Consider the following 13119-nt stretch of genomic DNA (forward strand, 5'->3'; position numbering starts at 1 on the left):
AGAAAAGTCATGAGCAAGCTAGAGGTTTAAAGACTGAGCGGGTTCCAATTATTTTTATTAATAAATATTTTACACAATTCATACCAGGTAAGCAAGAGGGCTACGCCACTACTACCGAATCATTACCGATTTTCCTTGTTCCTAGAGAATTCGTGGCTAAATGCTTACCGCTCACTCCCCGTAGCGGAAAGACCCATTCGGCCGTGAACTATCGTTTCTCAGAGGTTCGTGTCAATTTTTTACAAAACTTTATGATCAATTTTGCATAATTCTCATGAAAACTAACGATAGAAAAACAAGGGAGGTTTAAAGTTCAAAGTTACTTTACGATCAATTTTGCATAATTCTCATGAAAACTAACGATAGAAAAACAAGGGAGATTCAAAGTTCAAAGTTCCTTTTTTCTGAAAATCTTCCACCATAGGTGTCCATTGGCAAAAGAAAAAACGAGTAGAGGCTTACCCCATGCAGTTATACCATAGAGAAGTACAAGCTTTCCAAATTCCCGTCCCTTGGTTACTAGGAGTTACCGTCGATTGTACGGCCTCCATTTCCAATCGAGATTTTGCGATTGCCAAGGATCAACTAATCAAATTTCTGGTCGCCACTCATCTACGAGGTCGATCTTTACCCGGTTTACCTTCCGATTTTGTATCCGTTACCGCTTTTAAAGATCGTCGAAATATTTTCGGACCGCCTCAGCCTTTAAATGTGGTTAAAATGGACAACGAAAGTCATGTAGCCGCCCTATGTCAGTGGGTTAATAACCTACGAAATGATGGTAGCAGTACCGCTCTATACGATGCGATTAAAATCGCTTCTTCCGAGTTGGTAGCAATGGACAGCTATCTTCCCTATCAATATTTAAAACTTGTCCTCGCTATCACGGACGGGGGTGATAATAACTCGAATACCAGGTTACAAGACCTGAGTTATTTTCTGAACTCTAATCTTTGTTTGTCAGTGATCGGTGTAGGGAGTTCGGCTAGTTCCCAACTGTCTTCGATTAGTCGATACGCTACCTCGACTCATTCGATCGGTAACTTTGGAGATCTATATCAAGCCATGACTATTTCTTTGGGAGTTGTTATCGAGCGTCAGGGATTGATTCAATTCTAAATCGGCCTACCGAAAAAGACTTCATGGTTTCTTAAGATTCGTTTGCGTAATCGCAGGTCACAGGTCAGATAGGAGAGTAGGGCGGTAGGAAATTCGGTAAAAATTCGGTAGGTAGTGTATGTGATTGCTGGCCTCTTCCTTTCTTGGTTCCTCTTGTTTCTCTTCGGTCCATTTTTATTTTTATTTGGGGTTGTGTTAATTGCCATCGGGCTATTCAATGCGAACCCTCCTTTGATTGGTGCTGGATTCGTCTATGTTGCCCTGGGGATGGCTGGTGTGTGGTTGAGAGGAGGAAATTAAGCAATATCTAACAAGGGTTAATGTTTAGGCTCTCTTGGCGTTATTGTGATCGGCGAATCCGATCGAAGAAAGGGCGTAAGCCCTAAGCCCAGCAAGGCTTGCGCCTGGGAAGGCTTGCAATCAGAATGTAACATAGTAAGGAAGTGGGACTTCGGGGCAATTTTCTCTTACTGATCTCGCGTCGATCGGGTTTGCGGGTTCTTTCGGGATCGGCTCGGTGGGGAGACAGAGAAAAAAAGGGTGCGTGATCGGGAAAAACCAGTACAATCAAGTCATACTACCGATCACTGCCATTCAATCGAGACGTATCCCCGATGACCAATTTCTCCCCAGACCCTAATCCATTTCCCGACTGGCTACGCATGGAAATGAAAGTCAAACAGAAACAGAATGCTCCCTTCAAGCCTAAACAAATTGATCTGGTAGCAGATATTCGTTTTGGTACACACACACTAAAAACACATTATGGAGAAATAAAAATTGGCTTAAATAAAGGGAAATTACAAACCGTTATAGAAAACGGAAAAGTTCCTTTAGGTAATATCCACTTAGTCAATCATTTGACGCTACAACTTGATGTTAAGATAAAAGAAGAAGTCACGAATGAAACGCAGTTCGGTGTGAAAGGTGAAGTCAATGTGTCTGACCAACGAAAAATAGGAGGTAGCCTAGGGGCAGAGAAAAAAATTGGTCAAAAAAGATCAGAAGAATATCAAGATAAAAAATATGGTGTGAAAACCGAAGGGGGAGAAAGTGATCCGATCTGGATTTTTACATCGATTACGGGTGAGGTACTAGAGGGATTACTTCAAGAAGCAACCTTGGCCACTATTGATGTAACGAAAAATCCCTGTACAGTTGTATCCACATTTCAAAAACCTGAATTAAAGGATATAGAAAGAATTGAATCTTCTGGGTTATTGACAAATTTTATAGACAAGAAAAGAAAGACAATAATACACCAGTTGGTTATCAAGAAAGCTTTTAAAAAAATCTTTAAAAATCGTGCTTATCTTAGCAAGACTTCTACGGTTTCTAAGTAATTAGTAAAGAATAAGGAGTTATATAATGGTTGCCGAAATATGGGATGACGAAATGGATCAACAACTTCGGAAAGTGGTCGAAAAACTTGAAACGACAAAAACGGATAAATTTTCCGAATTGGCTACAATTGCTGGTCTGAATATTGCAGAAGACTTTATCGGAGTCGATTTAAGTGGGGAAGATTTAAGCAATGATAATTTGAGTGGGGCAGACTTCAGCGAAGCGGATTTAAGTAACACTAACCTGAACGGAACCAATCTCAGTGGGGCTAATCTCAGTGGAGCTAATCTCAGTGGAGCTAATCTCAGTGGAGCTAATCTAAGCGGTGCAAATGTAACGAACGCTTTATTTATTAGTAATCTTGGACTGAGTGAAGGACTAGAGAACGACCTTCAGCAACGAGGGGCAATAAATGTAAGACTAGCACTGATTGAAGTTGCTTTGAACCGCTCAGAGCAAACCCTTCAAGAGTTAGTTAGAAATGCCCAAAATTACCCAAAAAATAGCAAAGATAGAATTAGATGCGTAACCAAAATAGTGAGGGAAATAGTCGGAATATACAAGCAGAAGATCATATACCCTTCCGTTTCCCTTACTTCTTCCCCTCTAGCACACGAAATATGGAATGAAGCTCTACAGAAAACGTTAACTTCGGTTTTGTTAAACATTGATGAGTACAATCCGCAAGAATCTTTATTCTTAGAGTGGGTGAATGGGATACTTGTACAACAGAATAGTAGTACGAACGATCCATACACCCCGATCGCTCCGTCGGATGTAGCCTCGATCGAAAACTGGGAACATCTATGGGAGGTAATCGAACAAGATCCCCGAGGACGATTCAAAGAAAAATTCTGGCAAACCCCAGAAGCGAATTTTCAGGCGATCGCTTTACAGCGACGAGATAATAAATCTTGGGAGGAGATTATCAAATCTTTCGGCCTTACCGATAAAGCAGAGATAGGTAAGTTCTATCGGGAGTGTATTCAGGAGTTTCGGGGGATTTTCGAGGAATTCGTGATTAGAGGACAATCCACCGCACAAATCTCCAGAAGTTTACCAACCTCTCCAGAGGCTGTCAATGCGATCGCTAAAGTACAGTTTTCTGGTAAAGTGGTATAAGTGGGGGGAGGTTAAAACATGACTCGCATAGCTCGATCGCCGTTCCCAAAAGAGCTCTCCCTGTTTGCTATAACAGAGAGGAGACACATCGAGCATCAGCGATCGAGAATTTGGATAATCAAAATGGATGAGCTAGAGAGGGTAGATGAATTAGCGCTAAAGGCGAAAAGTTATCCTAAAGGCAGTAAGGATAGGGATAAATACTTAACCAGACTAACGAACGTGATCTGGCAATCCCGGCCAAGTTGTCAAAACAGCTATCAGTTACCCTATTCTATCTATATGGAACTACAGCAGGACGCTATCCAGCAAGTCTTTCTCCAATTGTATGACCAAAAAATTGACGAATACGATCCCAATCAAGGTCATCTTTTACATTGGTTTCGGGAAACACTCGGTTTTCGGTTTCAAGACATCTGCGAGGAGCATCTAAAGATTCGTCGTTTTCAAAAAAACCACAAAAAGAAACCAGTTCGGGATGAATCTCTTGATAAACCTGTATATCAAAATGATGATCCATCTAGTACGACTCACCTCGACAACTTAGAGCAACCCGAAACTGCTCATCCTCGTCATAGAGAATATGAAAAACTCAGAGAACTAATTGAGCAAGATCCCACTGGAAAATTCAGGCAAGCTCACGTTGAAAAGCGTGAGGAGGTGACTTTTCAGGCGATCATACTTGGCAGACTCGATGGGCGATCGTGGAAAGATTTATCCGAAGAATGGAAGATACCCGTTCCAGTCATCTCGTCTTTTTATCAACGCAATATTCAAAAATTTAAGCCAATCTTTCGAGAAAATCTTGACACTTAATGTAACCAATAAAAACCAATTGAAGCATAGGATATCCTGACCATGAGCATCGAAAACGAACAATTAACTTTTCCAGTACCTTTGGGAATGTCGGATTTTAACTGTGCTAGAGAGTTTAGCGGACAACAGAAAAATACCGCCAAAGCTCGTCAGGTTTTGCTCAATACCTTAGCCGTCCGTGCCGTTGGTTTTTATTGTTGTAATTTATTGAGTGTAGAGACGGATTTTGAGAATAGTGATAGCTGGGACAGTAGCACTCGAATCCTCATGGATGTAGCGGATTTAGAGATCAAGGGATTAGGGAAGTTAGAATGTCGTCCTATCCGGCCTGGGGAAAAGGTTTGCTATGTTCCCCCAGAGGTTTGGGAAGACAGAATAGCCTACGTCATAGTAGAGATCGACGAAAAAGAGAAAATAGCAAATATATTAGGTTTTGTCAGAAAAGTGGCTGCGGAACCAGTTTCCCTTGAGCAATTACAACCCTTGGAAGATTTGATAGATGTATTCGATTCTATTTCGCTTCAACAACGAATTGAACAAATTATACGAATCGAAAAACTTTTAGCTTCTGATTGGCTAGAATCAGAAAAAGTCTTAACAGCCAGTGGACGAAGTGGAAGATCTCGAAGGATCAGTCAGTCATCTCTTGATTCCTCGGCAATGCTGTTAAATAAAGGAAAGTTAATTAGCATAGATGGACGGGACTTTGCTTTGATGGTTGACATCCGGCAACAGGAGAATGAACAAAATAAAGTTAAGGTGTCTTTTGAGTTAATTCCTGTCGGAAATATTAGAAGTTTACCTTCTGGGTTGGAATTCGCCTTACTAGCTCCCTCTGGCAAAATGTTAACCTCGGCGACCGCAAAACAAGGGGATAACTGCCTAAGAATTACTCCTATTTTTGATCTGGAAAAACTAGAACTTGCCAAACAAAATGGAAAACCCTATCAAATCAAAGTCACTTTTAATGGGAAAACTCATTCGGAAAGCTTTCCCAGTAATTGATTTAGAGCTTTTTTTTGAATTGGCGATGAGCGATTACAAAACAGTAGGAAAAAAATTATGCCGCAGGAAGTTGAATTTAATATAGTTACACAAGATATGCAGTCTTTTTTGATCGAGATCAGAATCAGCGATGATTCTAACTCATCCAGAAGTCGTAGAAGACTTTCTGTTCCATTTTATCCAGATACACTAAGGGACTCTCTTCAGCAATGGCAACAGGATTTCCAACTAATAGTCAATAATGGTAGAAGAACACAGGCTGCTGAAAATAACCAGAATATCATTGAGAATGAAGACGATGATGATGATTTACCCTTTGATGATTCAGATAACAATAGTTCGTACAATAATTGTTGGGAATCTTATGAAAACTTAACCACCGAATTGAACAACTGGCTTAATTCGGGGGAAGATTGGTCAAAGGTTCGGGGTTGGCTAACTCAAGGCCTTGATAAATCAGAAGCCGAAATTCAAGTTACTATTCAAACCGATGATCCTATCTTAAAACAACTTCCTTGGCAAGCCTGGGATTTATTCTCTAAACACTACCCTCAAGCGGAAATCGCTATCGGCCCCCCAGAATATGAACCCCCTCAAGGATGGGGAAAGATTAAACAACATCCCCAAGTTCGCATCTTGGTGATTTTAGGTTCCGATGACAACATTACCCTCGATGAGGACTCAAAATTACTGAACAGAGTCCGAGAACATGGTGCGATACTAGAACCTTTAGAACAGCCAACCTTAGATGAATTGAAAAATGTATTAGTTGAACCTAAAGGCTGGAATATTATTTTTTATGCCGGCCATAGTGAAACGAATGCTGAAGGGAAAGGAGTTTTACATCTCAATGAGCAAGAGAGCATCACTATTGATGATATAAAAGAACAGTTGGAAGTTGCCATACAAAACGGATTATATCTAGCGATTTTCAACTCTTGTGATGGCTTGGGAATTGCCGCTCAATTGGCAGAGTTACGCTTACCGCAAAGTATCGTGATGAAAGAGGAAATTGATAATCAGATGGCGATCGATTTTCTGAAATATTTCCTCGATTCCTTCTCCCGCAACAAATCTTTATTTGTCTCGGTGGGTAACGCACGACAACATCTGAAGGAAACCTATCATAATCCGGAGCAATTTCCTGGAGGACATTGGCTACCCGTCATCGTTCCTAACCCCGCAGTTCCCTTAGCCACCTGGAAAGAGTTTTTATCCGAGTCCGAATTGTCTCTTATATGGCGTATTCTCCTAATTATAGGGGGAATAATAGGAGTCTTCGGTTTACCTCTCAGCATCCTTTATGAATTTGGTTTAGAGAAAGCTATATTCTATGCGAAGCTATATCCTCATATTATCCTCTATCCTCTTTTTATGTTTTGGGCGGCTCTATGGCTTGTTTATAAAGGTTTTACCCAAATTATCAACAGATCAGCCCGGGGTCTACAATTAGGCATATTAGCAATGTTAGCTATCTCTGTCGTACTTCTTGTGATAGAGATGAGTGGTTCCAATATGTTTCTATTAGAGCTTAATAAAACGGCTCAAGCAAGTATCGATCTATCAACTTTTAACAAAAACATGATCGCCGATATCCAAAAAATACCGAAAGATATTCTAGATACGCAAAATATTTTTCAGAAAGACCACCTCGTGATTAGTAAGGCAGTCCTTGAAAAGTCCTTGTCTAACTATATTGCGCTTAAAAAGGATGATCAGATACCAGAAGAGCGAGCGAAAGGTTTCCATAAACTTATGGAAATCGGTTTAGATTATCCAGCAACTTGGAAAGGACAAAAAAACTGGATTTCTCTGAGTCGCTGGTTTTACGCGTATACTTTTTGGGCGATCACTTTTACAGGTTTATCATTTTTCGTTCTGTGGGTACAAAATCAAGATTTCAGAAAATTTTATAATCAAAGTAGATATTTTGAGTATTTAGTATTTGCTCAAGTAATGGTCGTCTTTTGGATTCCTTTTAGACTTTATTATGTCGTAAAAACCAAGAATATACTTTTTGGTTACACTGGTTTACAGTGGATGAAACCGTTAGAACCTTTTGTGTATTTAGTGATTTCCATTTTATTTGTCTTTACTCTTTGTCAAACGATTCGACAACAACATAAATATAGAATGCTTATTATAACAATAACAATTGTGTCGATCGGTGTTTCTCTGTGGATTGGCTATGGACTAACCGATATACTCGATCGAACCTTCTTTTTAAATACTCCTAACATCGGAACATGGATACTTGTCCCCATATTGACGGGACTAGCCATTTATCTGTTTTTCAACTACCAAGACGAATAATTTTAACTGACGAATAATTTTAACTACTGAATATTGAAAAAATAAATGACTAAATCTTAAAAATTAATGAAACTTTATCACTTGTCAAATCAGTACAAAGGCTTGATATTTCTCCTGAGATTTATCGGCTTTCTTCCTGTTCCATTCATTCACGAAGAACATTTTTTACTAGCGACAGAATTTCAAAAATTTATCACTAAAACTTATAGCCCTTTCAAGAGTGAAGATCTACCAGTATTATTCCTACAACACGGCATGAATACAAGGGGAATTGAAGATCCCCGCATTCAACAATTAGCAAAAATTCTAGCTTCAGTTGGTTATCGAGTGATTGTCCCAGAATTCGCAGAAGTTAAGCAATTGCTCATTACTCCAGAAACAATCAAGCACCAGAGAGATTGTTTAAAAGCCGTTTCTTGTCTCTATCAAAAAAAAATTGGCTATATTGCCCCATCGTTTACGGGGGGACAGGGATTAATCGCCATCTCTCCAAAATCGATACAATCGATCGTTTCTTCCATTCTATTAATCGGTTGTTATTCGGATTTAGGTAAAGCACTAGAATATTGTCTAGAAAATTATGATCTAGACAACTATGGTTTATTGATATTTTTCTATAACTTTATCAACTTGGTGATTTCGGACACTCAAAATCTAAAAAATATTCTTCTAGAAATTATTGTCAAAGAAAACAATCCTGCCCTTGTAGAAAATACACTTGGGGATTTACACGGTTATCAAAGATTGTCTGATCGAGATCAAAAAATCTTGAATTCCATTTTAAAAAATAGTGATTATAGAAAACAGTTTGTTGACGATATCAAAAAACACTTATCCGCAAAATTCATCTATCAACTCTCTCCTATCAATTTTATTCAACAGATCGATCGTCCTATTTTTTTAATTCACGGAGATAAAGACCCCGTGATTTCCCCAAAATCAACCAGAGAACTGTTCCAAAAAATATCGTCTCATGGTATATCAGATTTTCTGATTTCAGACTTGCTGAGTCATGGAGACGTTTCTCCTTCTAAAATTATCTATAACTTATTTTCCTTGTTGTCAATATTTAATCGATTCTTTACCTATACCCAATAATCGATCTATCGCTCCCTTCGCGCAATCTTAACAATACCTGCCAGGCGAGAGCGTTTATTAAAATAAACCAAACTCCGAATCCCTTATCTCGCATCCATGTTACCCTTGCCAGTATTGTTCGCGTCCCTGGTATCGATATCGCCCTGGGTGGGAAAGTGAAAAGCCTGACTCTCATCGATACCCAACAAAACCAAGAAACTATCCCTTGTTTATCGAACTGTGAATTCGGTATTCAATTTGAAGAATATAGGACTTACGCACTGTACAATTTCACCATGATGTATATGAACGAAAATCCGTCGTTTCAGACTTTTAGCGATTAACTTCTGATCAATAGCGATCACTTAAAAATCATCAAAAAAGCACGTTAAAATGCCCAAAACCCATATCCCATATTTGGTCGATCCTGTCAATGCCTAAGTCCTAGAATAATTATCTTTTAAACGCTTTTCCACAGGATAAAATCCCCATGCTTCTCTCGAAACTACCCGCCCTTTCTCTCGGTCTAGCCCTCGCGACAATTCCGGTGAGCGCCTCGGCCAGTACCTTTAGTAATCTCTTCGCCTTCGGGGACAGTTTGACCGATAGCGGTAACGTGGCCATCGCCACCTACCCGAACTATCAACCCGTTCCCTTCGGTGGTTTGATGCCTTCCCTAGCGTACCAAAGCGGTCGCTTGACCAATGGTCCGACCTGGGTGGAAACCTTGGCAGCCCGTCTGGGGGTTAGCGCGTCTCCGTACCTAGAGGGAGGGACGAATTTTGCATTCGGGGGCGCAAGAACTGGGCCTCTGGGAACCACCCCGCCGACTCCTCCCAGCTTACTAAACCAATTTGCCCTATTTCAAACGAGTACGGGGGGAATCGCCCCATCGAGCGCCCTGTACATGGTTTGGGGGGGGAGTAATAACGCTCGCGACGCAGCCGGACAGAAACTCGCAGGGGATAGTGCTGGGGCGAGCGCAACCTTGACGGGGGCAGTTGGCGATCTTATTACGATTATCGGGGGACTGAAAAGTGCAGGGGCTGTTCATATCCTGGTTCCCAATCTGCCAGATTTAGGGCTGTCACCAGAGGCGACGCGGGAGGTGTCGGGGGCGAGCGCAGCGGCCACGGCGGTTAGCGTGGAGTTTAATGCCCTTTTACGGAATTCATTGACAACTTTTCGCAATGATCCGACGATCAATCTGATCGAGATCGATACCTTTAGTTATTTTGCCTCGATCACCAATTCGCCTAGTAGTTTCAGCTTAACAAACACCACCGATCCCTGTGTGGATCTGACGACGGTTTGCACGAATCCGGATGAATATTTGTTCTACGATGGACTTCACCCCACCGCCGCAGTTCACCGGCAGTTCGGCGAGTTCGTAGGCACTCAGGTGGTGGTGGTTCCCGAACCAGGCGGGATTACCGGTATCTTGCTCGTTACGGGGATCGGTGCGTTGGTGACAAAACGAAAAGGAACGGGTTCGACTCGCTCGACCGTCGCTCGACTTCCCTGAATTGTTCCTCCTAATGGGACTTAGACAAAAAACAAATCGATAAAAGCCTCAACTCCAATCCCCGCTTGGGATTTACTTCGAGAAGCCCAAAATCGCTGAAACCCAGATATATCAAGGAAAATCATAAATCGAGGTTAACCCTTTGTCCCGTAATGGTTTGAGCCTTTTTTGCTGACCGAAAACGCCTAAGTCCCACTAATAAGCTAAAACGCACTTAAACCACCTAAAATAGAAATAGTAACTTGAGAAAATTCCTACTTATGCCAGCCAAAGATTTCCTAGACTTAGAAGAAAAGAAAAACTTACAAAAAGCTCTTAAAGAAGAAGAAAGAGCAGAGGTTAGGGAAAGAATTTTAATGTTTCTCTTGCTAAACGACGGAAAAACTCAACGAGAAATAGCTGAGTTTATTGGCTGTTCACTCAAAACGGTCGCCCACTGGTGTGTTCACGGCGATCCTAACAATTTAGAAAGTCTAGAAGATGGGAGAAAAAATGGAAATCATAAAAAAGCCCCAGAGGAATATATTAATTTACTATTGAAAATAGTTGATGAAGACCCGAAAAAATTGGGATAGGAATTCGGGAGATGGACAGCGGCAAGATTAGCAGAGCATCTAGAAAAGGAAACAGGAATTAAACTGAGTGGCTCGCAAGTGAGAAGAATATTGAGAAGAAAAAAGTATGTGTATATCTGGGCGAAATCTAGTCTAGAAGATAAGCAAGACAAGAAATTAAGAAAAGCATTTAAAGAAAAATTAGATGAATATTTAAAGTTGGCTAAAGAGAAGCCAGAGTCAATCCAGGTATGGTTTTGGGACGGGGCTTTCAAGGTGGCGACGCAGGTTCGCCACAGGGTTCCCCTCATGAATGTGGATTTAGTTTGAGAGTAATAAGAAGGAGAGCTTGGACAAAAAAAGGAAAGCGAAAAAAAGTGAATGGACAAAGAAAAAGAGGAAGGGTGAATGTGATGGGAGCCTTAAGATATAATGACAAAAAACGAGTCGGTTTTATGAGCAAAAAAGGAAATTCAGAAACTTTCCATGAACAATTAAAGAAACTTCATGAAGAGATTCGTCAAGAATGGATAAACTTGGGAAATCTGCCCGAAGATTTTCGAGAAAAGTGACCGAAGATTATCATTATATTAGACAATGCTAGTTATCACAAAAAGAAAGATGTTATTGAGCAGGTGGAAAAAGAGTTGCCCAATATTAGGCTAGAGTTTTTACCAGCTTATAGTCCAGATTACCACCTAATAGAATTATTGTGGCATTCCGCTAAAGAATACATATAGTCATTTCAATTAAGATTGAGAATATCAATGCCAGAGTTCATAAGGGTTTAACTGGTCTAGAGTGTATCAGACTTATCTGAAATGACTATAGCTAATCGAGAATTTGAAAATAAAGAAGAACTGGAAAAAGTAGTCAATCAGCTTTTAAATGAAGGGGGATTGATTATTAAATGGAGTAGAAAACTTAAAAATAAGGGTAATGCTGTCAATGTAACTTAAATGCGTAAAAGCTTACCCTTGACTGTGGAAAGTATCAAGAATACCTACGCGGCTGGACGAGGAAAAAGAAAGAGTCGATACGGAGCAAAAAGTAAGCGTGGAGGGATTCCGGGGCGTGTGGATATTCTCCTCTCCCATCTCCCCCGCAACGCGCAGGAAGTGGTCTCCCCACACCCTTCTCCCCCAATACTATCGGGACGGGGAAGAATTGATCGGGGGTAAAGAAGGAGAAATTTCGCTACCTCGATCGAATATTTCCAGATTCCATTGACCGAAACGATTACTTTCAAAAGCAATAAAACGACCGTTACCACTAATCGTCGGACGACGCACTTCTCCTAAAATATTTTCGGTGATATTTTTTGCTTGCAGAGTTTGTCGATCATAAATATATATATCGGGTTTACCGGACTGTTCCGACACATAAACAATATAACGACCATCGGCACTAATATCCGGTTGATCTTGATAGGTTTTTGCTTGATTTAACCCGGGTAGGGGAACTAAACGATTAGCCACTCGATCGAATAAATAAATCGTTCGTTGTCCCATGCGATCGGAGGCAAAGACCAGATAACGACCATCGTAGTTAAAACGGGGATTATCTTCCGAGGAAGGGGTATTTAAAGTATTTCCTAAAAGCTGTTGGGGAGGGGTGACAAAACCCGCATCACTACATCCCCCCAGACTGATGATATTAACCGCAAGCAAAAGTCCCAGAAGTTTAGGAAACCTGATCATCGGTCGGCACCGGGGAAGGAAGGATACAACAATTAATATCATCAAGACAAACTTTACCCCAATGCAATGCCCAACGCACCAATTCCACCCGATTATCGGTTTTTGTTTTTGTCAAGATATTACTAATATGATTATCAACGGTACGCTTACTAATCTCCAGCTTTTCCGAGATTTCTTGATTGGTTAAACCATTAGCCACTAAATCGAGTATTTCTAGCTCTCGATCGGATAATGAAGCGGCTGTTTGAAACTTCCCAGCAGACATAAGTATAATTCCTCTCGTATATGTACTTATCATTCTAGAAGAAATTTTTCTCCTAGGAATCGATAATCAGTAATCAGTGATCAGTAAAGAGTAATCAGTGAAAAGACAGCACTGTTACTGCCATTTGATGATGCACACTTAATACAGATGGTTTGCGGCAAAAAGCTTTTCCTGGGGGCCGGGTGTGGGGTGTGGGGTGTGGGGTGTGGGGTTTTATCGATTTTCAGGTGGTAAACTACCTAATTTTCAGGGAAAAAGTCCCGGAATTTTCCCCCCGAT

12 protein-coding genes and 2 pseudogenes are annotated in these 13119 nt (G+C 40.7%); 12 read left to right on the forward strand and 2 right to left on the reverse strand.

Annotated features, from left to right (window positions below; translation table 11 throughout):
- The 12 genes and pseudogenes from IQ242_RS25855 to IQ242_RS05720 all read left to right on the forward strand — a co-directional run.
- Positions 1 to 269 (forward strand): hypothetical protein (locus IQ242_RS25855; protein ID WP_228020841.1); only part of this gene is annotated, 269 nt, incomplete at its 5' end.
- Positions 270 to 465: 196 nt separating this feature from the next.
- Positions 466 to 1119: a VWA domain-containing protein gene (locus IQ242_RS05670; RefSeq protein WP_193959314.1), complete on the forward strand. Its 654-nt coding sequence runs from the start codon at positions 466 to 468 to the stop codon at positions 1117 to 1119.
- A 120-nt stretch (positions 1120 to 1239) separates the two neighbouring features.
- The gene (locus IQ242_RS05675) at positions 1240 to 1419 is read left to right on the forward strand and encodes a hypothetical protein (protein WP_193959315.1); all 180 of its coding nucleotides are present in this window, start codon (positions 1240 to 1242) and stop codon (positions 1417 to 1419) included.
- Between the two features lie 314 nt (positions 1420 to 1733).
- On the forward strand, positions 1734 to 2462 hold the full coding sequence (locus IQ242_RS05680) for a hypothetical protein (protein ID WP_193959316.1): 729 nt from the start codon (positions 1734 to 1736) through the stop codon (positions 2460 to 2462).
- Between the two features lie 25 nt (positions 2463 to 2487).
- Positions 2488 to 3585, forward strand: coding sequence for a pentapeptide repeat-containing protein (locus IQ242_RS05685; RefSeq protein WP_193959317.1), 1098 nt, complete (start codon positions 2488 to 2490; stop codon positions 3583 to 3585).
- An 18-nt stretch (positions 3586 to 3603) separates the two neighbouring features.
- Complete coding sequence (locus tag IQ242_RS05690) at positions 3604 to 4401, forward strand: hypothetical protein (protein WP_228020842.1); 798 nt, start codon at positions 3604 to 3606, stop codon at positions 4399 to 4401.
- 42 nt (positions 4402 to 4443) lie between these two features.
- The gene (locus tag IQ242_RS05695; protein ID WP_193959319.1) at positions 4444 to 5406 is read left to right on the forward strand and encodes a DUF1822 family protein; all 963 of its coding nucleotides are present in this window, start codon (positions 4444 to 4446) and stop codon (positions 5404 to 5406) included.
- A 57-nt stretch (positions 5407 to 5463) separates the two neighbouring features.
- Positions 5464 to 7719 (forward strand): CHAT domain-containing protein, encoded by a 2256-nt coding sequence (locus IQ242_RS05700; RefSeq protein ID WP_193959320.1) that lies wholly within the window; start codon positions 5464 to 5466, stop codon positions 7717 to 7719.
- 66 nt (positions 7720 to 7785) lie between these two features.
- Entirely contained in the window at positions 7786 to 8817 is a 1032-nt protein-coding gene (locus IQ242_RS05705) for an alpha/beta fold hydrolase (protein ID WP_193959321.1), read from the forward strand.
- Positions 8818 to 9286: 469 nt separating this feature from the next.
- Positions 9287 to 10321 (forward strand): SGNH/GDSL hydrolase family protein, encoded by a 1035-nt coding sequence (locus IQ242_RS05710; protein ID WP_193959322.1) that lies wholly within the window; start codon positions 9287 to 9289, stop codon positions 10319 to 10321.
- 260 nt (positions 10322 to 10581) lie between these two features.
- Positions 10582 to 11834 (forward strand): annotated as a pseudogene (locus tag IQ242_RS05715) (IS630 family transposase).
- Positions 11835 to 11857: 23 nt separating this feature from the next.
- Positions 11858 to 11960: pseudogene (locus tag IQ242_RS05720) on the forward strand (IS30 family transposase); the annotation flags it as partial.
- Between the two features lie 63 nt (positions 11961 to 12023).
- Here IQ242_RS05720 and IQ242_RS05725 read toward each other — a convergent pair.
- Both IQ242_RS05725 and IQ242_RS05730 read right to left on the reverse strand, forming a co-directional pair.
- On the reverse strand, positions 12024 to 12575 hold the full coding sequence (locus IQ242_RS05725) for a PD40 domain-containing protein (RefSeq protein WP_193959323.1): 552 nt from the start codon (positions 12573 to 12575) through the stop codon (positions 12024 to 12026).
- Positions 12559 to 12840, reverse strand: a complete 282-nt coding sequence (locus IQ242_RS05730; protein ID WP_002754772.1) for a helix-turn-helix transcriptional regulator — start codon at positions 12838 to 12840, stop codon at positions 12559 to 12561. The genes IQ242_RS05725 and IQ242_RS05730 overlap by 17 nt, the downstream gene beginning before the upstream one ends.
- Between the last annotated feature and the right edge of the window lie 279 nt (positions 12841 to 13119).

Source organism: Microcystis sp. LEGE 08355 (assembly GCF_015207185.1).
GTDB classification, from domain to species: Bacteria; Cyanobacteriota; Cyanobacteriia; order Cyanobacteriales; family Microcystaceae; genus Microcystis; species Microcystis panniformis.